This window comes from Polaribacter sp. 20A6 (assembly GCF_011378915.1).
GTDB classification, from domain to species: domain Bacteria; phylum Bacteroidota; class Bacteroidia; order Flavobacteriales; family Flavobacteriaceae; genus Polaribacter; species Polaribacter sejongensis.
Genome location: NZ_WTPZ01000001.1, coordinates 591,542 through 615,482 on the forward strand (window position 1 = coordinate 591,542; position 23,941 = coordinate 615,482).

Consider the following 23,941-nt stretch of genomic DNA (forward strand, 5'->3'; position numbering starts at 1 on the left):
AGGATTTTTTTTATTTTATAAGTTATTTAAAATCAGTAACTTTTGTAAACTGTTTTTTGTTGAAAAAAAGTCATAATTTAAACATTAAGGATTATAAATTATAGTTTATGCTTTATTCTATTTGTAATATTAGCAACAATTAATAAACTAAAAACAATGAGAAAAAATTACACTTTTAACAAATTATTCGCAGTAACATTTTTATTATGTTTTGTGAGCTTTTCCATGCATGCTCAATTTGTACACCCCGGCTTGTCTCATAAGAAATCCGATTTAGATCGAATGAAAGCTATGGTAGAAGCAGAAATAGAACCTTTTGCTTCTTCCTTTCAACTATTGGCTTCGCATCCTCGCGCGAGTTATAACGTTGAAGTTGCAGGAGGGAGTAAGGGGATGACAACTTTAACCGAAAGTTGGAATAAATTTTTAGTTAATGATGGCATTACAGCTTATTACAATGCACTAATGTGGTATATCACAGAAGATCCTCGACATGCAGAAAAGGCAATCGAGGTTTTTACAGCATATTCAGATCTTAAACGACAAGAGTTAAGTGTTCCACTTGATAGTGGTCGCCATTGGAAACTCATTGAGGCTGCTGAAATTATTAAAAGCACATACTCTGGGTGGGACTCTACTGCACTTCAAAAATTTAAAGATATGCTGGTATATCCTGGGTATTCTAATACTACGGCTCCAACTGCGGCCATTGCAAGTCGTGATCATACATTGTATTGGCATATTTATCAAGGCGACCCAGCACGTCATGGTAATCAAGGCATTTTCGGAATGCGAGTTATGATGGCTATGGGGGTATTTCTTGACAATGAAATTATGTATGATCGCGCCGTAAGATATTTGAAAGGGTTACCGCATCGAGCAGATGATTTGCCTTACCTTTCAGGGCCACCAACGAATAGCGGTCTTAAGTCTACAAATGAATACTTTGAAGAATACAGTTTTACTGGAATGTCAAATACAATTCCAGATTATGGTTACAATGAAGTTATTAGTAATTATGTATATGAAAATGGTCAATGTCAAGAAAGTTCTCGAGATCAGGCTCATGCTCATGGAGGCGTAGCAACGCTTTGTACTATGGCAGAAATTGATTGGAACCAAGGCGGAAATCTGTATGGACATTTAAACAATCGTTTGCTTTTAGGGCTTAGCTTTTGGTACCGCTATAATTTAAGTTGGGTTAAAAGTTTTTCAGATCAACCATCACCATGGGAACCAACAGTTGAAAATGGAGAATACCTCGAACGTTTCGATCGTTCAGGACGATGGAAATCACTTAAAATTAATCCATACTTAGCTCAAAATACAGATGAAGAAGATTGGCACCGAGGAAGAACAGATCTTTTAGTAGGTCCTGCTTTGGAATCTAATTTAGGCCATTACAAATACAGAATGAACCTTCCTGCCGAAGATACTAAGTGGTTAGAAAGAGGTTTTGATTTTTTAACAGATGAAATAGGTATAGAACAATTAACTACTACAGATTATCCTGGTTTAGGTGGGTTGAAATATAGACGAGTAAGCCCAGGTGATCCAATAAACGGATTTGATTTAAATGGTTTGCCAGATTATAGTATGAATACTTTACCGGTAACAATCGAGGCAGAAAACTTTGATTTTTTCGTGTTAGAAGGACAAGGCAAAACATATCATGATTTAACCACGACGAATTCTGGGAGTGAATATAGAATTGATGAAAATGTAGATGTAAAAACCTGTAGCGAAGGCGGGTATAATGTTACGAGCATACAAGATGGAGAATGGTTAACTTACACGGTAAACGTGCCGTCTAACGGAACTTATGATATAAACATTCGTTATGCATCAGCAAATGCTAATGGAAAGATTAAATTCAATTTTTGGGGCAACGATATTACTTCAGAAGTTGCCGTCCCTTTCGGAACACCTAATTCTACAAGTTCAACCGATTGGAAAGACTTTAAAGTAGGTAAAGCCGTACGATTAACAAAAGGTGTACAGTCTATGAAAGTTTTTTTTAGTGGAGCAGATAACGCTTTTGAGCTTAATTATATTAATGTGTTATTAGTAAAGGAAGATTTAGAGCCCGTAAATTTAGCATTAAATGGTACAGCATCACAATCAACTACAGATTATGAGGGGGTTCCAGAACGGGCGATTGATGGAAATACAAATGGTAATTATGGTGGTGGATCTGTTTCTCATACAAGAAATGATGACTTTAATTCTTGGTGGCAAGTAGAATTAAAATCAGAAAGTATTATCGATCATATTAATATTTTTAATAGAACTGGAGGTAATTATGGGGCTAGATTAAGTCATTTTAGAGTTACAGTTTTTAATGAAGCAGGTGGAGAATCTTTCAAGAAAGAATATACATCAGCGCCTAGCCCTTCATTAACTATTGATACAGGAAATATAACAGGTAAAATTGTTAAAATCGAACTTTTAAAAGAAAATCAAGGCGGGATGAATTTAGCTGAAGTAGAAGTGTTTGGTAATGCTACACTTTCTATTGATGAAAAAGTTTTAAATAAAATTAAATTATACCCAAATCCTGTTAGTAATGCTTTTGTTTTAAGTAATAGTGTAGGCGCTGTGGTAACAATTTATAATATTTTAGGAAAGCAAGTTTTAACTACAATTATTCAACACAAAAAGCAACAAGTAAATGTCGAACATTTAAATAGTGGCATGTACATTATTCGTGTAAATAATCAGGGTAAGGAGGTGATAAAAAAAATAGTAAAATTATAGTTTGAAATAGGAAGTAAGTAGAACGATTTGTTTCACATAAAACAATTCAGAATATTTAGAAAATAAAAAGTTCTACCGAATAAAATTTGGTAGAACTTTTTTGTTATAAGCGTTAAATCCCAAAGGAAACAATGTTATGGTTATAAATGAGTAATAAGTTAAAATGAAGGAGCAATAATTTATCGATTTGTTTAGTAAGAAATTATAATATTACACTAAAAGAGAAATATTAAGAACCCTGAGGTATTCTTATAAAAAATAAACTTTTGTTTCATGAAAAATCATTATCAGTTTTTACTTATTTTATTATTTGTGCTGCCAAAAATGGCCTTAGCAAATGTAAGTTTAAATAGTTTATTTTCCGACCATATGGTTATTCAACGTGAAACCATAATTCCTATTTGGGGTTGGGCAGATGCCAACGAAATTATTACCGTAGAAACAAGTTGGGGAGCATCGGCACAGGTGATAACAAATTTAGAAGGAAATTGGAGAGCAGATATAAAAACCCCCGAAGCTGGAGGTCCGCATACCATAACTGTTTTTTCAAAAAATAAAATTGTTATAAACGATGTGCTATCTGGAGATGTTTGGTTATGCACAGGACAGTCTAATATGGATTTTGGAATGTCTAAATTTTTAAATGATGCAAGAGACCCAAAACATCAACCTTTAGTAACCTATATTAGAAACGAAGTTAAAACGGCAAATGACAATTGGATTAGACACATAGAAGTGCCGCAAACTACTTCTTTGTTCGAGAAGAAAAAGAACTTTAAAGGGAATTGGGTTTCTGTAAACCGAGAGGATATTGGTAAGATTACTGCAACTGGATATTTCTTTGCAAAAGAGATACGTAAACAAGTTGATGTTCCTATTGGATTACTAGAGTGCTCTTGGGGAGGAACTAGAATTCAACCTTGGTTATCTGAAGAAGCGTATTTAGCAAATGAAAATATGAAGGCTTATTTTGAAGCAAGTAGAGTTAAATCTAAAGCTGCTATAAAGAAAATGGAAGCCAAAGATTATGTCGATTTAGAATATCAGAAAAAAATAAAAATTTGGACACAAAAGGGAGAAAAAGGAAGAAAACCTAAACCTTTAAAAAACCCGAAGGATGATATGCAGCTAGAAGCTACATTACATAATGGCATGTTGTCATCAATAATTCCATTTGCAATTAAAGGATCAATTTGGTATCAAGGAGAAAGTAATGCGGAGTATTTACCCCAAGAATATGAAAACTATTTAACAACGATGATAGATAGTTGGAGATCAGAATGGGCACAAGGAGATTTTCCTTTTTATTGGACACAATTAGCTGCATGTAATAGAGGTTCTAAAAAGAAAGATTTAGGTTGGTCTATAGTTAATGATCAGTTAAGAAAAACGTTAAAAGTAAAAAATACAGGAATGGCTGTTTTATATGACATTGGTGAACCTAAAGATATACATCCACATAATAAAATGGATGTAGGAAAAAGACTTGCATTGTGGGCATTAAAGAAAGATTATAATATAAGAATACCTGCTGTAAGTGGACCTTTGTATCAATCTAAAAAGATTGTAAATAATAAAATTCAAATTAAATTTAAGGAAGTTGGTTCAGGTTTAATGATTGGTTCAAAAGTATTATTAAATAAAGCTATAGCAGTTAATGAACCTTTAAAAAGGTTTGAGATTTTAAGTGAAAAGGGTATTTGGGAACAAGCAAAAGCTAAAATAATTTCTAAGAATAAAATAGAAGTTTGGAGTGAAAATATTTTAAACCCTAAAGAAGTTCGTTATGCTTGGGCTGCAAACCCAGAAGGAGCAAACTTATATAACATAGAAGGGTTACCTGCGGCTATATTTAGTTCAGAAAAGTAATTGATTATAATTAAAAGAAATATGAATATGAATAAATTTAATTTTTATAAACAAAGCTTTAAATCATTGTTATTATTGGCTTTGGTGTTTATAGGTAATGTGTCTTTTGCGCAAAAAGTAGAATTAACCTACACGACAGCAACAAAACGTTGGGTAAAAGCAAAACGATTTTTAGAAAAAGAAAATATAACAACTACAGATATTACAATTTATAAAGATAGTATTTTACAAAAAGTAGATGGAGTTGGTGGTGCTTTTAATGAATTAGGTTGGGATGCTTTAAGTGCCTTGCCAAAAGAAGCATCTAAAAAAGTTTTTAATGATTTGTTTTCTAAAGAAGGAGCCAATTTTTCTATGTGTAGAATTCCTTTAGGTGCATCAGACTATGCTTTAAGTTATTATTCTAGTAACGATGTTCCTGAAGATTTTGAAATGCGAGATTTTAACATAGACAGAGATAAATATATATTAATTCCGTATTTAAAAGAAGCTTTAAAAGTAAATCCAGATTTGCAAATTTGGGCATCGCCTTGGTCTCCGCCAGCATGGATGAAAGTAAACGAACATTACGCAATGAGAAGTGGCAATTTTGAAAATGCTATTGAAGGAAATAAAATGAATTTAGGAGCTGAAATAAATAATAATGCAACAGCTTTTAAAATGCAAGAAAGATATTTAAAGGCGTATGCATTGTATTTTTCAAAGTTTGTAAAATCTTATGAAAAAGCAGGTGTATCTTTGTTTGCAATTATGCCCCAAAATGAAGTTGCATTTCAACCAAATTGGCCAAGTTGTACTTGGAGACCAGAAGATATGGCATACTTTATTAACGATTTCTTAGGACCTCAATTTAAAAATGATAAATTAGATACAGAGATTTGGTTAGGTACTGTAAACTCTAGTAATCCTAATTATGTAAAAACAATTTTAGATTACAAATCTACTGCATCTTATATTTCTGGAGCGGGTTTTCAATGGGGAGGAGCAAAAGCAATTCCAACGGTTCATAAAACGTTTCCAGGTTTAAAGTTGATGCAAACGGAAAATAAGTGTGGAGAGCATGAGAATGATTGGACTTCTGTAGAAAGGTCTTGGAAAGATCTTGTACATTATTTTAACAATGGGGCTGGATCTTATATGTATTGGAATATGGTGTTAGATGAAACAGGTAAGAGTGCTTGGGGTTGGCCTCAAAACTCTTTGGTAGTGGTAGATAAAACTTCAAAAAATGTTACGTATACAGATGAGTTTTATTTATTTAAACATTTATCACATTTTATACAGCCAGGAGATCATTATTTAAAATCATCCGAAGGAAAAAATCACCTGGCATTTCAATTAAAAGATGGGAGAGTAGCTATGTTAGTTTACAACCCTAAAGAATCTATTGATACCTTAAATTTAAAAATTGGTAGCAAAACTATTTCTGTGAATGTAGAAGCAGAATCAATTAACACCATTGTGTTTACAGAATAATACAAACTTAATTAAAGAATTTTAGACTTTAAAAACAATTATTACATAGAACCATAAAAAACCATTAAAATAAATAGAAAAATGAATATAGTTAAAAAAATAATTTACGGATTAATTTTCGGTTGTGTCTTAAGTTTAAATGCACAAAATAAGATGAAAATTGATGTTCAAAAAGACGGAGAAGTTTTTGATCATTATTGGAGTAAAATGGTTGGAGCTGGTCGTGCTAACGAAGGTTTAAGAGCTGGTTGGTTAGAACAATTAGAACAAGTTCAAGAAAATATAGGATATGAATATGTTCGGTTTCATGGAATATTTCATGACGATATGTTTCCTGTAATAATAGAAAAAGGTAAAACGGTTTACAACTGGCAATATATTGATGATTTGTTTGATAGAATGTTAGCATTAAAAATAAAACCTTTTGTAGAATTGGCCTTTTTTCCAACAAGTATAGCTGCAAAAGATTCTAAAACTGTTTTTTGGTGGAAAGCTAATATTACACCAGATGAAGAATCGTTTGGAAAGTTTCATGATTTAGTAGAAGCATTTACGCAACACTGTGTGGATCGTTACGGAATTGAAGAAGTACTAACATGGTATTTTGAAGTTTGGAACGAACCTAATTTATACCCTTTATTTTGGGACGGAACAAAATCTCAGTATTTTGAATTGTATAAACAATCTGCTTTAGCTGTAAAATCTGTAGATAATCGTTTAAAAGTTGGAGGTCCATCTACCAGTAATTTTGTGCCTGATGCACGTTTTGATGGGGAATTAACGGATGATAAAGCATCTGACGCTGTGTTTGCTGCTAAAGATATTAATGTTTTAGATTGGCATGGTGTATGGATTGAAGATTTTTTAAAATACTGTAAAAAAGAAAATCTTCCTGTAGATTTTGTTAGTACACATCCATACCCAACAGATTATGCCTTTAATCCAGAAACAGGAAAAGGAAAAGGATTAACAAGACATGTAGGTTCTGTAAAAGAAGATTTATTGTGGTTGAATAAAATAATTAAAAAGAGTGATTTTCCTGATGTAGAAATACACCTTACAGAATGGCATACAAGTCCAAGTAGTAGAGATGCGATGCATGATCGTTTGCCGGCAGCAGCTTATATTGTAAAATCGAATTTAGATTGTATTGGTTTAACCAATTCTTTAGCTTTGTGGACTTTTACTGATATTTTTGAAGAAAAAGGGGGAGCAGCAAGTATTTTTCATGGTGGTTTTGGTATGATAAATTTTCAAGGTTTGGTAAAACCATCATATCATGCATACAGAATGTTACATCAACTGGGAGATCAGCAAATATATAAGGATGATTATTTATTTGTAAGTAAAAAATCTTCTAATGGAAATATTATAGCTTTAGCGTATAATTATCCAGAAGAATATGAAAATGCAGTTCCTTCTGGAACAAATAAAAGAGAAGATGGAACCAATAAGGATTTAAATTTTTCTTTAAAAGGATTAAAAGCAGGAGCAATGTTTAAGATGGAAATTTTAGATAAAGATCATGGTAATATTCATAATTATTGGGAGGATATGGGAAAACCAGAACCACCAACAAGAGAAGAAATTAAATTGATGAAAGAATATGCAAATACAATGAAAACATCATATGTAAAAGCAGATAAAAATGGGGTATTAACTATAGATCATCAAATAACTCCTTGGAGTTTGGTGTTAATTCAACAAATAAATTAAATGAGAAAATATATTGTAAAAGGAAGAGTATTGTTGCTAGCGTCTCTAATTATTGGGATGCTAGGTGCATGTTCTAATAATAATGATACCGTAACTGTTAAAGGAGAAAAGTTACAAAAAAAACTTATTTTCGAAGAGAACTTTACAGATGGTTTAGTTAATTGGAAAGTTGAACAAATGCCTAATGGAACCGTAGAGGTAGAGGATAGTAAATTGGTAATTGATGATGTTTCTGGATGTACTGTTTGGTTAAAAGAAAAGTTTTCTGGCGCTATCCAAATTGAATATGATGTGTTTTTAATAGAGAATGGAGGACCTAATGATCGTGTTTCTGATTTAAATTGTTTTTGGATGGCTTCGGACCCAGAAAATGTGCAAGATTTGTTTGCTAACTCAGAAAAAAGAGGAGGGAAGTTTTCTAATTATGATAGCCTACAGTTGTACTACATGGGAGTTGGTGGTAATGACAATGGAACAACAAGGTTTAGAAGATATGTTGGTAATGGAGAAAGACCATTATTACCAGAAAATGATCTAAAAAATGTCAAGTTTATGTTAGAAGGCAATAGGTCTTATCATATAAAAATTATTGCACATAATGGAGTGATTCAATATTATAGAGATAATGAATTATTTGTAGATTTTAAAGATACAAATCCTTATACTTCTGGATATTTTGGTCTTAGAACTGTAAAAAATCACATGACTGTAGATAACTTTAAAGTCTTTCAATTATCTTCTTTAAACAATAAAGATTAAACACTTAATTTAAGACTATGTTTTTTTAGATAAAAACTAGTTATAAAAAATAAAAAACGAGCCCTATTTAAGGTTCGTTTTTTTTGTTGGTAGCTATTTTAATAGTTTTTTTATTTGTAAAGTTTCGTAATATTTGATTATAAGTGTTTTAGATGTTTATTTAAGTCTTGCGCCAAGGGTCATTTTTTTTATAATGTTTATGAAAAATACAGTTGGTATCATTTTTTTTTTTAAGATTCTGAAAATAAAAAGTAGAATTAATATATTTACAATAATGATAAATATTTCAATTTATTGAGTTATTACTCTATTGGAATGAAAGTTGAAACAAATTTATGAATAAGTTACAAATAATTGGAATTGGGATTATAATTTTAGGAGGTATTGCTAGCTATTTTTATGAGGAAAATAATATAATTAGTGTTTTATCTGGAGTTTTGTGTGCAGTAGGTTTAACATTCGTGTTAAAATGGTTTCCTTTTCAAAACAGAAATTAATTGAATCATTAAAGGTCTGAATAAAAGCAACAAAATAATTATATATACTTAATTGCTAACTTTTGCACTCTTAAGAAAATCCTTAGAACTTTTGACGTTCATGTTTTAATAAACAACTTTATATCTTTTAATACTAAACTAATTATGCACATCCTGCTATGAGGTTTAAATAAAAAGTAAAAACTTCATTTTATAAATTTGGCATTCCTTCTTTTCCTTCTTGTTCCATAAACTGAGTAGGTGTAACATTAAATAATTCTTTAAATGTTTTGCTAAAATAGGCGGTAGAATTAAAGCCACACATATGTGTAATTTCTTTTATAGAATGTTGTTTTTTTAATAGTAATTCAGAGGCGTGTCTTAGTCTTATAGTACGAATATAACCACTAGGGTTTAACTCTGTTAAAGCATTTATTTTTCTATAAAATTGAGATTTACCAATACCTATTTCTTTTAATAAATGATCTTGCTTAAAATCGATATCACTAATATTTTCTAAAATAATTTTTCTAGTTTTATCTAAGAAAGCTTCATCTAAATTAGAAGTTGTATCTTCAGTTAAAGAGAGTGCTCCTCCAATTTTAGAATAACGTTCTCTTAGCCTTCTTTTAGTTTCTAATAAGTTATTTATCCTTGCTCTAAGTAAACTGGTTACAAACGGTTTAGAAATGTAACCATCTGCACCATTATCGTAACCGTGTATTTTATCTTCATCTAAGGTTCTTGCAGTTAATAGTAAAACAGGTATATGGCATGTTTCAAAATCTGTTTTTATGGATTTACACATTTCAAAACCATCCATTTTAGGCATCATAACATCACTAATTACAATATCTGGATAGTGTTTTTTTACCATTTTTAATCCATTAACTCCATTAGAAGCTTCTTTTATAATATAGTCATCTTTTAAGTCGTTTGTTAAATGCCTTCTTAATTCAATGTTATCTTCAACAATTAATATCGTTGGTAGTTTTTTGTCATCTAGAGTTTCTTCTTCTTCCGTGGTTGGACTTATTAAAGAGTCATTAGAGATAAACATATCATATTCAACAGCTTTCATAGAGTTTATTAGGAACTCATTTTTAATATTTTCTACTTTTTCTGCTTTTGCATTAACGTTTAAAGGCAAGCGAACAGTAAATTTACTTCCTTTTAAATGTTCACTTTCAATAAAGATTTCTCCACCACATAATTCTACCAATCCTCTTGTAAAGTTAAGACCAATACCGGTACCAGCTTTATTTATATCTAAATTATAAAAACGAGAAAACACATTTTTTAACTGATGTTTATTTAATCCAACACCGGTGTCTTCCACAATAATTTCTACATAATCTGTTAGTTTATCTTTCTTTAAAAATGAAAGTTTAGATTTTTTTTCAGTTTCTTTTATTTTTTTGATTGATACTGTAATATCTCCTTCATTATTCGTAAACTTTATAGCATTAGAAATCAAATTTGTAATAATTTTTTCTACTTTATCAAAATCAAATAATGAGTTTAAAGTGTTGATAGAGGTTTTAAATTGATAATTAATTTCTTTTTTTGCTGCTAAATCTTTAAAAAGACAAAAGATATCTCTACTAAATGTTATAAGATCTCCTTTTTCAAATTGTAAAGGAGCCATTCCAACATCCATTTTTCTATAATCTAATAATTGATTTACCAAATGGAGTAACCTTCTGGCACTTCTTTGAATGGTGATTGCAGAGTTTTTAATAGTATCAGAATCTTGGTTATAACTAGATAGTATTTTATCGACAGGGTTTAGTATTAAGGTTAGGGGAGTTCTAAATTCATGAGAAACATTAATAAAGAATTTAAGCTTCATTTGGTCTAATTCATGTTCTTGAGACTCTTTTACTTTAAGTGTGTAGTAATGTATTACAATATAAAATAATAAGGCACCTATTAAAGAGTATAGTAAATATGCCCACCACGTTTTCCAAATGGGAGGAAATATTTTTATATTTATACTTGTTGTTTTAGAAGTATCCCAGTGGCCATCAATAGAAGACTTTACTTCAAAAGTATAACTACCTGCTTTTAAGTTAGAATGGTTTACCACTCTGTTAGAACCTATGTTTATGAATTCATTATCTAGACCTTCCATTTTATAAGCATATTGTATTTGCTCAGGATTTTCAAAGTATAATGATAAAAATTCAAACGAAATATAGTTCTCGTTGTATTGCAACTCTAAATTATTTGTTGCTGATATTGTTTTATTTAATAATACTCTACCGTTTATAGTATCGCCAACTGAAACTAATTTGTTATTTAATTTTAAAGCAGTAATTTGTGGATAAAGTATTGCAGATTCAGGAGCTTTAATATCATTAGGATTAAATATATTAAAACCATTTATTCCTCCAATAAGTATTCTTCCATCTTTTGTTTTTTCTATAGATTTACTTTGAAATTCTGGTCCTTGTAAACCGTCATGAATATTAAAATTTTTAAATTTCAGAGTTTGAGAATTTAAAAAAGACAAACCACCTTTAGTTGTAATCCAAAAATTATTATTGTTATCTTCTACAATACCAACAACAAGGTTATTAGGTAATCCGTCTTGAGAAGTGTAAGAATTTAATAACTTTAAATTGCTATCTAGTTGACGGATTCCACTATCGGTTCCAATCCAAATATTACCTAAATGATCTTCTGTTATATAGTTAATCCAATTATCTCTTACACCATTTTCTTTAATTTCAGTAAACTCGATATTTTTGGGAATAAAATCTTCTAATGTATTTAAATCGACTACATTTAAACCTAAAGTTGTACCAACAAGCAATCGATTATTAGAATCTATAAATAAATACAATATATCATTACTTACTAGGTTGTTTTTATAATTAGTAAAGTGTTTTGTTTTTGGGTTAAATAAACTAATACCTTCTGTTCTTAATCCTAGCCATATTCTGTTTTTAGCATCTTCAACCCCTGCCCATACCGAGTTTTGGTTAATGGACAAAGAGTCTTTACTGTCGTGTAAAAACTGCTCTACCGTATTGTTCTCAGGATTAAATTTATTTAATCCTCCATCTAATGTACATACCCAAATATAACCATCATGACATTCGAAAGTATAGAGAATTTTATCTGAACTTAACCCTTTATTATTCTGATAAGAAATTTTTTTAAATGTATTATTTTCCTCTTCAAAAAGGTTTAAACCACCGTCATAAGAGCTAATCCATATTCTTTCTTTTTTATCTTGTAATACAGATTGTACCGTTTTAGCACTCAGTCCTTTGTTATTTCCAGGTTGATAATAATAGTGACCAAAAGAATATTTTTTAAGGTCTAATTTACTCACACCTTTATCGTAACTACCTATCCAATAGATACCATTTTTATCTTGAAATACTGTTGATGGTTTATTATTAGGCAGAGAAAATGGATCTGAAAGGTTATTTTTAAAATGTTGTTGTATACTAACCTTATTTTTTTCCTTTTTTAATAAATACAAACCTTGTCCTTCACTAGGAACCCAAAAAAATCCACTATCATCTTGAAAAATATTAAAGATTGGAACATGGTTATCAACCAAAGAAATATGACTAAAACGATTTAGTTTTTTTTCCCATAAAATTAGATTATTTAAGTCGTTACCTATCCAAAAATCTCCATCTGAATCTATAAAAAATCCTTTTGGAATGTGGTTTAATTCGTAAGGTTTTTTACTCTCTATAAGAATGCGATTAAAATTATTTTTTGATGCATTGTATTGGTTTAAGTGATTCCCATCCGTTCCAATCCAAATATGATTGTTGTTATCTTTTAAAATAACATTAACACCATTATTATCTATAGAGTTTAAATTTGATTGATCATTAATAAAATAAGAAAAATGAAAGTTTTTGGTATTTACATTATCATCTCCTAATTTAATTTTTATAGCTCCATTATTGGTAGCTACCCAAATTATATTATTTATTTTATCGTACAGTAAATCGTTAATGTTTTTTTGGGAACTGTTGGATAATGATAATTGTTTGTAAAGATTTATTTCAGAAAATTTACTTGTACGTTTATTAAAAAAATTTAAACCATTATTAGTACCTACCCAAAGATTTCCTTCGTTATCTTCTTGAATTGAAGTAATTCTATTATTGCTAATGGTTTTAGAATCCCCTAAAACAGATCTAAATATTTCAAATTCATAGCCATTGTATTTATTTAAACCATCTATGGTACCAAACCACATAAAACCCTCTTTATCTTGAAATATATCCATACAAGTACTACTAGATAAGCCATCTATAGTATCGATGTTTTCAAATTTTAGATTATTAAATTGACCAATAACAATATTGGAAATTAAACAAAAGAGGATGATGATATAAGACCTTAAATTCATTTTTAATGATATCAGATAAATACTTTGATTCAGTTATTTGAAATTGCTTAAAACTATCTTTTAATAGTTCAAAAGAAGCACATATTACAAATAAATTTCTAGAATTTCTCCCTTTTCAGAAGATAATTTAAGCTGATTTAGATTCGCTGGAAGCAAAATAGTTTCTCCCATGTTTAATCTATATATTTTATTTTTAGATGTAATTTCTATGGTCCCATTTACACACATGTAAATTACAAATGAGTCTAGGTTTGTATAGTCTTTTTCTAAAGTACCTATTAGCTTAATAAAGTTGGTTTTAAAATAAGGAGAGTGTACTAAAGTATTAGAGGTATTAACGTCTTTTTTGTAAGTTGTTTTAAAATTACTGTAGTATTTAAAATCGATAGCATCTATTGCTTGTGAGGTATGTAACTCTCTCTCTTTACCTGTAGCATTGTCTTTTCTGTTATAGTCGTAAATTCTATAAGTTATATCAGAAGTTTGTTGAATTTCAGCCAACAAAACACCTGCTCCTATAGCATGTACACGTCCTGTAGGAATATAAAAAGTATCTCCTTTCTCTACATTTTCTTGATGTAAAAGTTCTAATATTGTGTCTTCATTTAAATGATTTTGATATTCTTCTTTATTGGTATCGGTATCAAAACCAACTATAAGTTCTGCATCTTTATCTGCTTCCATAACATACCACATTTCATTTTTTCCAAATGAATTATGTCGTTCTTTTGCAAGTGCATTACTTGGGTGTACTTGTATTGATAAAGGAGTTTTAGCATCAATAAATTTTATCAGAATAGGAAAATTAGTAACAAAAGTTTCATAAACAGATTTACCTAAAAAATCTTCTTTATAGGTGTTTATAAGTTGTTTAAGTGTTTGTCCTGCTAAAAAGCCATCTAAAACCTTAGTTTCATCTCCCTTAACATCAGAAACCTCCCAAGATTCGCCAATATTTTCTTCGTCGTATTTTTTATTAAGATATGTTTTTAGTTTATTTCCTCCCCAAAGTCTGTATTTAAAAATTGGAGCAAATTTTATAGGATACAATTCCATGATGTTGTTTTTTAAATTAATAATTATCTAAAATTAGTAATGAAATAGAAGCTTTATCTGTAAGTAAAAAAGACATTCCATTTAGGAATTAAAAAATAGCATGTTTTTTATATAAAAGCTTTTTAATTAATTCTTAAATGGAATGATGTGATAAATAAAGACTTTAGAGAATTTCTAAAGGGGTATTTATTTTCTTAGAAAAGTCTTCTAAATAGCTTTCCCATTCTTTTTGTGTATTAAATTGATTGCTTTTTTTCCAACCAAAACCAGCATAATAAATTACTTTACCATTTACTACATTTAAATTTGCATAGAAATTACTTTGATCTACTTTAGATGTAAGATATTTTTCTGAATCGATAAAGTATGCATCTTCAGCTACTACTCCTTGTCCTAATTCAGAATCATCAAAAGGTTCCCAATAATTTATCCAATTGTTACTTGAAGATGTTTTACCATCTTTTTTGTGTAACGTTAAACCTACAGCAATCTTTTCTGTACCTTTTACGTCTATTTCATAACGAGATAAGTTTTGCCCGTAATCTAAAGAGATGTATTTTGTTTCAGAAATTACTTTTCCGTTAGCATCCCATTTAGGGTATGTTAGTACAAAACTAGTTCTAACAGCACCAGTTGTAATAGTTTTGTATGATGTAAAGTTTTTAGAAAAGTAAAAAGAAGTATCAATTTTTACAGCAGTACCACCAACACCACGGCTAGAACCTACGTGAAAATTATCTAAACCTTCACCAGAATCTATATGATAAGCACCTATATCAAGAGTGTTTTTCTTATACCACTTATTAATTATTGGATATTCTACTCGTTTTAACCAAGCATCTATACCACTAGAAAGTGTACCTCCAGGTATCGAATCTTCAACCATTTGTTGAGCAACAGGTCCATAAGTTCTAAAAGCAACTCTATTGTTTTCCCAAGTATAATCATCTGTTCTTTCTGGTACAAAACGAGAATAACAATAAACAGGAACAGCGTCTTTTTTAGTTTCTGTACTTGTTAATGTGTAGTTCTTTGTAGAGTTCGCTTTAATTTTAGGTTGAAAAATGATAATATCATTTTTTCCGTCTAAATCTGTATCCACAACTTGAGAAATAATTTCTTCTTTTGTATTGCTATCAAGTATAACAAAAGAAGAGTTTTTATCTAAATTAAAAGTAGAGATATCAACTTCTACAGTTTCAAATTCTCTATCAAGATCTAAATTATTCTTGATTTCTATACTAGAAATTGCTGCTGGTTTTTTATCACAAGAGATAAAAAAAGTAAGGGTTAGGAAAAGATAGATTAGTTTTTTCATTATTCTTCGTTTGCGGGTTTACCGATGGTTGCTAAAATACCACCATCAACATAAATAATTTGTCCATTAACAAAATCACTAGCACTAGAAGCTAAGAATACAGCTGTACCAGCTAAATCTTCTGGATTACCCCAACGTGCTGCAGGTGTTCTTTGAATTATAAAATCATTAAAAGGATGGCCATTTACTCTAATAGGAGCCGTTTGGGAAGTCGCAAAATATCCAGGACCAATTCCGTTGGTTTGTATATTATGTTTTGCCCATTCTGTAGCCATATTTTTGGTTAACATTTTTATACCTCCTTTAGAAGCGGCATAAGCAGAAACCGTATTTCTACCTAATTCACTCATCATAGAGTTAATATTAATTATTTTACCAGCTTTTCTAGCAATCATTTTCCTACCAACATATTTAGAAACGATAAAAGGACCTACAAGATTTACATCTATTACAGCTCTATAATCTGCAGACTCCATATCTTCCATAGGTACTCTTTTTATAATACCTGCATTGTTAATTAAAATATCTATCGGTCCTACTTCTTTTTCTATTAAATCTATATGCTTTTCAACATCTTTATCATTGGTAACGTCAAAAACATAAGTATGCACTTTTAAACCTTCGCTTTCATATTCTTCCTTTGCTTCTTGAAGCATATCTGTAGAGTAATTGTTTACAATTAACTCTGCACCGGCATGTCCTAAACCTTTAGCCATTGCCATTCCTAACCCATGAACAGCACCAGTTATTAATGCTCTTTTTCCTGTTAAATCGAAAATGTTTTTATTTTTTTCCATAACTTATCTTAATTCTGTAATTTTTGCAACATCCATATCATTGTAATCTAAATTTTCTCCTGCCATACCCCAAATAAAGGTATAGTTTGATGTACCTGATCCAGAATGAATTGACCATGGAGGAGATATTACTGCTTGGTGATTATTCATCCAAATGTGTCGTGTTTCTTGAGGTTCTCCCATAAAATGACATACGGCCTGATCTTGAGGAATATCTAAATAATAATAAATTTCCATTCGTCTATCATGCACATGTGCTGGCATTGTGTTCCAAACAGAACCTGGTTTTAACTCAGTCATTCCCATTTGTAATTGACATGTTGTTACAATTCCGCCAATAATCATTTGGTTTACGGTTCTATGATTTGCAGTTTCTAAACTTCCCAATTCTACTTTATTTGCTTCTGCTTTACTTACATGTTTTGTAGGATAAGCAGAATGAGCAGGAGAGGAGTTAATATAAAATTTTGAAGGATTGGTAACATCATCACTGTTAAAAATAACATCTTTTGCTCCTTTACCGATATAAAGTGCATCTTTATGGTTCATTTTAAAAACCTTTCCGTCTACGGATATACTGCCGCTTGGTCCTGCATTTATAACCCCCATTTCTCTTCTTTCTAAAAAGAATTCTGCTTTTAAAGGGTCTATTGCTTCCAGTTTTAAGGGAGATGTTGGTACAATTCCTCCAACAATATACCTATCGTAATGTGTATACGTAAATTTTACTTTCCCTGGTTCCATTAAATCAGGAATTAAAAACTCATCTCTTAATTCTTGAGTGTCGTATTTTTTTACTGTTTTTGGGCTAGATGCGTAACGGGTTGTATAACTTGTTTTCATAATTAAAATTATAATTTTCTTTAATTAGTGTTGTTCTTAAAAATGTGTTTTTTAATCTTTCAGGTGTAAATCTAAAAAATCACTGTATGAATTTTATGTAATTTATATTCCATTTATATAAAATATAGCCCATTTCCCTATGTTTTATTAGGGATAGGGCTATAACACATTTATAAAAATAAATAGTCCGTTTTTTTTGTTAAAAGAGCGACTCTAATTTATTTGGAGATATTAATATTAAAATAAAAGATATCAATTGATGAATTTATTTTTTAAGTCTTTAAAATATTAATCCTTTTTGTGATTATAGGAAAAGTAAATTTATGCCTTACTTGTAAATTTTTATGAAACAAAAAAGTATAAGAAAACTGATGAAGAGAAGAGGTTTAGTAATTACCGAATTTTGGATAACGAAATTGAGTTTTATTATAAGTTGTAATAAAAGCAATCTATATTAATTCTTAAAGGAAATACTTTTACAATATTTATTTGAAGTTCTTTTTAGATTTAATATAATTTTAGGTGTGAAGTTTTTTATAAAATAAAAGGTTAGATTTTTTACAAAGCACTTTTATACACCCAATGATCATTTTCCTTTACAAAAAGAGAATTTTCATGTATCACATTTAAGGAACTATTCTCATAAAAAAAAGCTTTAAACTCAACTGTGTTTTCTGTGGATTGTAAAACATCTAATTTTACCCATTCTACAGATTTTGTCCAAGTTAATATTTCTTTTTTCTCAAAATTAGAAGGTCGGGTAGAGCTATGGTGACTTTTTTGAAGATAGTCAATATTAGCCATCACAAAAGCACTATACCTAGAGCGCATTAAAACTTCTGGTGTAGTTACAGAACGTATATTTTGATGTGCTTTTTTACAACAATCAATATATAACTTAGATGGATTACAAGGACATTTCATTGTTTTATTCTTTGCTAATACAAATTATCCTTTTAAATAGAAGGATATATTGAATTATGTAATGCAAATATAAAGGTATATCATCTTATTTGTAAAACTTAAATTATTATAAAATTGATGGCGCAGAGAAGCAATATATTTTTTGTAAAAAAAAAATGAAGTTGTTCGTTTAATTCTTAATCAAATTAAAGGAGCAACTTCATTTTTGCAAAAAAAACTATTCGTATGTAATAGTAAATGTTTTAGCTACACCCTAAAAGGTACTTCACTATCTATATCATCAAAATTACGTTGAGACACTAATTTATTTTCTAAAGGCTCATAGAGTTCAGATTTCATATTGCTACCATTAAATTTAGAGGTCCAGTAGATCAATTTCTGTAAGTTAAGATTTCTAAATTCTTCAGAAACTTTTTCAGAGAAATCACAACCACTAATACTTAATACTTCCAGTTGTGTTAGTGTTGCTAATTCTACCGGTAAAACCACTTGTTTAAAGTCATTTATTCCCAAAACACGTAGGTTTTTTAGATTGGTAATCCAAGTAGGTATTTTTTCTTCTTTATGATGTGCACTGATAAAAAGTGTTTCTAAATTTAATTCAGAAATCGTTTCAGGATACGTGGTGCCATTTTCATCTAAACCTTCTAACCAAAGGTGTTTTAGAGAATTCCAGCGTGATATCATTTCGATACTTTCATCACTGATGTTATCACATTGTATTAATTTTACCGCTTCAATAGTTTCAATTTTTAGATTGTCTATGGTTTTAACAGCTACACTCTGCATTATTAATTTTTTAAGCTGAGGCAATGTTACAGCAGGAAAAGCATCAAAACCTCTGGCTTCAAATACATCTAAAAATTCAAGGTTTGGTGTGTGTGTTAATAAACGCTCTAAAGCTTCAGTAGTTCCGTTATAACTATCAATTTTTAATACTTTTAAATTTTTATGCAGATGAGCAGTTAATGCATTGTTATGTTCTGGCTTATTTTTTTTAAACGTAATGGTAAGCTCTTTTAAATTCACAAAGTTTTTAAATAAACTCCCTAACTGACTCACATCACTCGTAAAATGATACGATTCAATTTTCTGTGGATGTCTAAAAGTTTCAAAATCTAACACATTATTTACATCATTATTTCTATGTCCTAGATTAAATTTAGCTGCACTAATTACTGCATAAAATTGCTGTAAATTTAGTATTGGTGTGTCTTTAATTTTTAGATGAAATACATCAAACTGTTCTGTTCCTGCATTTATGCCTTTAATTTCAGAAATCGTTAAATTGGTAATTTCCTTAGGTAAATAGTCAGTATTTACAACTAAAGCACTCGCATTTTTAATCGTCAAGTTTTCTAACTGTTCTATTTTTGAAAACACATTAGGAAAAATTCTAACCGCTAATTTGAAATCTCTAGTACCTGACACTTGAAACCTGTATAATTCTACATTTTTAAGTTTTGTACATTGTTCAATTCCTTCAAAAAGCCAATCTAATTTATGTTCTAGTTTGTAATTAAGCGTTGTTAAATTTTTAAATGCAGCTAATGATGTTTTATGCGGAATTTCTGGTGCTTCACAATCTACAGTTATCGTCTTTAAATTAGGGAAAAACGACGCGTTATCTAACACAAAATTAAGTAGTTTTGGTGAATCTATTTCTATAGATTCTCGCAGATTTACTTCCGTTATTGGTGTAATATTAGTTTCGCTATATGTAATTTTTGTTTCTAATTTAGGTCTAGGCGTTTCTTCAAAACATCTAGACTCATCTCCAAAAAATAAGGTAGACGATATGGAATCTATCTTAGGGGCATTAAGCTCAAAAAGTTCTAATTTTGGTAAATCTTCAAAACCACTTGGTAAGTTATCTATGCTTTTAGATAGAATTTGAAACTCTTTTAGTTGCTTTAAATGGCTAACATCTTTAGGTAATGTTGTTAATTCATTTAAGTAAAACAATTCTATACGTTTTAAGGATGCAGGAAACAGGACTTGAGACAGGTCTTGCACGCCTACATAACGTAGTTTGAATACTTTTAATTCAGTAAGGTTTGTAAGCCAATTAAAATCGGTTAGATTCATATTAGGAATAATTTTTCCAATCCAATAATCACCTTCTATACGTAATTTTTTTAAGGCTGTTAACTGCGACATTGTACTAGGAAACCTTTTTAGACAAGGCGCAACAAGCTTTAATTTATTTAAATTTAATAAATTACCAAAATCCTCTGGTAGTTGTTCATAATCACCTTCTAGATCTATTTCTTCTAAAGACGTTAATTTTGATATCTCATTAAGAATACTATCATATTTATTACCAAAATCTTTTAAATGGATTTCTAAACTTTTTACGCCGTTAAATCGTCTTAATATATGTGGATGTTCTAACAAGCGATCTAAAAAATCTGTCGAAGAATGAAAAAACCATAGTTTTGATCCTCCACCAATTAGATTATGTAATTTAAGAAGGTCTAAGTCTTCAGATAGCAATCCATATTCTAAAATAGAAATCATTCTGGCTACACGCTTTCCTTTTTGTGTTATTCTTTTTCGACTTTTAAAAGCTATTTGTAAAGCTTCTGGGGCTTGTTTTTTTATGATGTTAGCACACTCTGTTCTATTTTTTTTATTAGATGTTGCTTTTGCAATCACAAAAATTTCATAATAAAAATCCTCTGGAAAGTTTTTACACTTTTTAATGTCTTCATAATATTCATCCATTGTATAAAACTTGAAAACAGGTGTTTCTGCTGGTTTTGTCATAATAATCGTTAATTTTTAAAGTATAAATTTCTTTTGAAAACAGGGTTTTTAGATTGCAGTACGTTGTGCTTAAATTTCTTTAACAGTACAGATTATATTTTTCATCTCTGTTAACAAAATCTTCTTTTAATATTTTATTTCCAGCTAATGCGTAAAATTTAGACCACTTCATATTGTTTCCATTAAATTTTGAATACCTGTAAATTAATATCTCTAAATTCAAATTCTCAAATTTATCAGAGACTTGCTCTGTAAAATCACACCTTCTAATGCTCATTATTTTTAATTGGGTTAATTCGGCTAATTCTTCCGGTAATGGGGAGTACTTAAAGCTTTCTATACCTAAAACTCGTAAGGATTTCATTCTTCCTATCCATTTTGGAATTTGTCTTTTAGTTAAAAATCCATCAATAAAAAAGGTGTCTAAATTTAAGTCTGCAATGGTCTCTGGGTAGATTTCAAGATCTTTACTAATGTGTTCTAACCAAAGAAATTTAAGCGTTTTCCAATGCGATGCCGTAACCATAGCATCGTAACCAAAATTGTCACAGAATAAAACTTTAAAAAATTCTATGTTGGGCACTGTTAAGTTTTCTATAGACTTTATATCATCGCTATAAAATAATTTCAGTGTTTTTAGTTTGTTTAAAGTAACTTTAGGTAAGTCTGCAAGTCCTACACACTCGTAAATTTCTAAAAATTCTAGATGAGGCGTATGTTCTAATAATAACTTAATAACATTAGTGTTACCATTAAAATTTTTAATGGTTAAGTTTTTTAAATTATGGTGCGTATAAACGGTTAAACCATTGTTTTGTTCGGCATTATCTTTATTAAAATCAATGGTTAGTGATTGTAAATTACAAAGTGTTTTTAATGCCTTATCTAAACCTTTTACATTACTATTAAATATAAAATCTTTAAAGCTTTCAGGGTCTTTAAAATTATCAAAATCTAAAGTCTCATTTTTAACACTGTTTACATCGTCTAACTTAATTTTTTTAGCACGTATGACCGAATAAAATTTTTGTAATGCGGTAATAGGTGTACCTACTACTTTTATATGATTTACCTCAAAATCTTCAACACCTGGCTCAATGACTTTTATATCTGTAATGGTAAGACTGTCTGTCTTTATAGGTAAATAATCTGTATTTAAAACTAGTGCTTTTGCACTGTGTACGCGTAAGGTTTGTAAATGCTTTACTCTAGAAAATGCTTGAGGGAAATTAGTAACGTCAGCGTTCGTTATTTCAGCATCAGCTCCATTATATATACCATAAATAAAAACGTCTTCTAGCTTTTTACATTCATGAATATCCTCTAAAACCCATTCTAAATGATGCGCTAACTTATACTTAAGGTTTTTAAGTTTTTTAAATGCAGAAAACGTATGTGTACTTCTTCTTTGTGGTGCTTCACAAGTGATTTCTATATCTTTTAAATTGTTAAAAGACAAGGAATTATCTAATACAAAACTAAGAAGCTCTGGATTGGTAAAAACGATTCTTTTTAGTTTAGTTACAGGTGTTACTCCATAAGGCATAAATTCTGTATACAAACCTAGTAAACGTTTAATATTCGGTCCAAAAATAAAAGATGCAGGAACTTTTTTTAATTTTGATAAATGAATAACTTCTAAAACCTCTAACTTTTTAAATTCACTAACAGATGCAGGAAAGTGTTCTAACGATTCCATACCACTTAGCCTCAATTTTTTTAGTTTTGGTAAGTGACCAAGTGTTTCTGGTAAAGCGGTTATATTTTCTAACCTAAAAAGCTCTAATTTTTTTAAACTTTCCGGAAGCTCTACATCAGAGAGGTCCTGTACCGTAAAAGAACCTATTCTTAAATGCTTTAAACTGGTAAGTTCTGTAAGCCAAGTAAAGTTAACTATGTTAGGGTTAGCATCGTCATTACCAAAAGGAAAACTCCCTCTAAACTCCAACTTTTTAAGTGCTTTTAACTTGGTTATTCCTACGGGAACCCATACCAAATTAGGTGCTGCTAGTATAAACTCTTTTAAGTTAACTAATCGTTCTAGTTCTTCTGGTATGTATTTATAATCAATTTCAAGCTCAAGTTTTTCTAATGAAGAAAGTTGCGTTATGTTGTTTACAACGTTACTAAAACCTTCTTTCTGTCTAAAGGTGCTAATTGTTAATTCTTTAATACCATTAAACTGACTTAAAAGACGGGGTGTTTCTATGAAAAGTTCAATGATTTCTTTTTTTGAATATTTAATGGAAAGTGTTAAACGTTTACAAACAAGTGTGTATAGTTTAAAAAGGTCTAAGTCTTCTGAAAGTACGCCATACTCTAATATAGCAATTAGCTTCTTGTTAAAAGAATAAGAATCTTCTACTAACGTTATTTTTTTTCGACTCTTAAAAGCGAGTTGTAAAGCTTCTGGTGCCTGTTTTTTTATGATATTGGCACATTCGGTTCTAATTTGCTTGTTTTTAGTAGATTTAGCAAGTACAAAAATCTCATAATAAAAATCTTCTGGGTAATTTTTACAAGCTTTAATCGTTTTATAAGATGCTTCATCATTATTAAAATTGAAACCATGTTCGTGTTTAGCAAATATCATAAGGTTGTTTATTTTTGATGTTACAAACCTATTTTAAATATGGAGGTATTTTATCACTGTATTCTGTGATATTATAAATACACCTTCATCTAAAAAGTTAAAACTTTACAAAAAAATATCACTAAATACAGTGAGTAAAAAAAGTTGAAGTACTTTTATCTTGCCATTAATTATAATCCCTTTTTTTTGATAAGGTTTATA

General features: G+C 29.8%; 14 protein-coding genes. 6 read left to right on the plus strand and 8 right to left on the minus strand.

Features of this window, described 5'->3' with window-relative positions:
* The first annotated feature begins 156 nt into the window (after positions 1-156).
* From GQS57_RS02325 to GQS57_RS02350, 6 genes are all read left to right on the plus strand, one after another.
* On the plus strand, positions 157-2,757 hold the full coding sequence (locus GQS57_RS02325) for a T9SS type A sorting domain-containing protein (protein ID WP_165730813.1): 2,601 nt from the start codon (positions 157-159) through the stop codon (positions 2,755-2,757).
* A 273-nt stretch (positions 2,758-3,030) separates the two neighbouring features.
* The gene (locus GQS57_RS02330) at positions 3,031-4,626 is read left to right on the plus strand and encodes a sialate O-acetylesterase (RefSeq protein ID WP_165730816.1); all 1,596 of its coding nucleotides are present in this window, start codon (positions 3,031-3,033) and stop codon (positions 4,624-4,626) included.
* 27 nt (positions 4,627-4,653) lie between these two features.
* The gene (locus GQS57_RS02335; RefSeq protein WP_165730817.1) at positions 4,654-6,102 is read left to right on the plus strand and encodes a glycoside hydrolase family 30 protein; all 1,449 of its coding nucleotides are present in this window, start codon (positions 4,654-4,656) and stop codon (positions 6,100-6,102) included.
* Positions 6,103-6,183: 81 nt separating this feature from the next.
* A complete protein-coding gene (locus GQS57_RS02340) occupies positions 6,184-7,818 on the plus strand; it encodes a hypothetical protein (RefSeq protein ID WP_205860179.1) in 1,635 nt (544 codons plus the stop codon).
* Complete coding sequence (locus GQS57_RS02345) at positions 7,819-8,577, plus strand: DUF6250 domain-containing protein (RefSeq protein WP_165730819.1); 759 nt, start codon at positions 7,819-7,821, stop codon at positions 8,575-8,577.
* 335 nt (positions 8,578-8,912) lie between these two features.
* On the plus strand, positions 8,913-9,074 hold the full coding sequence (locus GQS57_RS02350) for a hypothetical protein (RefSeq protein ID WP_165730821.1): 162 nt from the start codon (positions 8,913-8,915) through the stop codon (positions 9,072-9,074).
* A gap of 190 nt (positions 9,075-9,264) precedes the next feature.
* On the opposite strand, the gene GQS57_RS02355 is transcribed toward GQS57_RS02350, so the two are convergent.
* From GQS57_RS02355 to GQS57_RS02390, 8 genes are all read right to left on the minus strand, one after another.
* Positions 9,265-13,440, minus strand: coding sequence for a two-component regulator propeller domain-containing protein (locus tag GQS57_RS02355; protein ID WP_165730823.1), 4,176 nt, complete (start codon positions 13,438-13,440; stop codon positions 9,265-9,267).
* Positions 13,441-13,524: 84 nt separating this feature from the next.
* Positions 13,525-14,496: a type I phosphomannose isomerase catalytic subunit gene (locus tag GQS57_RS02360; protein WP_165730824.1), complete on the minus strand. Its 972-nt coding sequence runs from the start codon at positions 14,494-14,496 to the stop codon at positions 13,525-13,527.
* A 163-nt stretch (positions 14,497-14,659) separates the two neighbouring features.
* Entirely contained in the window at positions 14,660-15,814 is a 1,155-nt protein-coding gene (locus GQS57_RS02365; protein WP_165730826.1) for a DUF4861 family protein, read from the minus strand.
* Positions 15,814-16,611: a gluconate 5-dehydrogenase gene (locus GQS57_RS02370; protein WP_165730828.1), complete on the minus strand. Its 798-nt coding sequence runs from the start codon at positions 16,609-16,611 to the stop codon at positions 15,814-15,816. Before GQS57_RS02370 ends, GQS57_RS02365 begins: the two co-directional genes overlap by 1 nt.
* Before the next feature lie 3 nt (positions 16,612-16,614).
* Positions 16,615-17,454 carry a 5-dehydro-4-deoxy-D-glucuronate isomerase gene (gene kduI, locus GQS57_RS02375; protein WP_165730830.1) on the minus strand — a complete coding sequence of 280 codons (840 nt, stop codon included), beginning with the start codon at positions 17,452-17,454 and terminating at the stop codon, positions 16,615-16,617.
* A 558-nt stretch (positions 17,455-18,012) separates the two neighbouring features.
* Positions 18,013-18,378 carry a YchJ family metal-binding protein gene (locus tag GQS57_RS02380; protein WP_165730832.1) on the minus strand — a complete coding sequence of 122 codons (366 nt, stop codon included), beginning with the start codon at positions 18,376-18,378 and terminating at the stop codon, positions 18,013-18,015.
* 246 nt (positions 18,379-18,624) lie between these two features.
* A complete protein-coding gene (locus tag GQS57_RS02385; RefSeq protein WP_165730834.1) occupies positions 18,625-21,147 on the minus strand; it encodes a hypothetical protein in 2,523 nt (840 codons plus the stop codon).
* Between the two features lie 79 nt (positions 21,148-21,226).
* Positions 21,227-23,740, minus strand: a complete 2,514-nt coding sequence (locus tag GQS57_RS02390) for a hypothetical protein (RefSeq protein ID WP_165730836.1) — start codon at positions 23,738-23,740, stop codon at positions 21,227-21,229.
* Between the last annotated feature and the right edge of the window lie 201 nt (positions 23,741-23,941).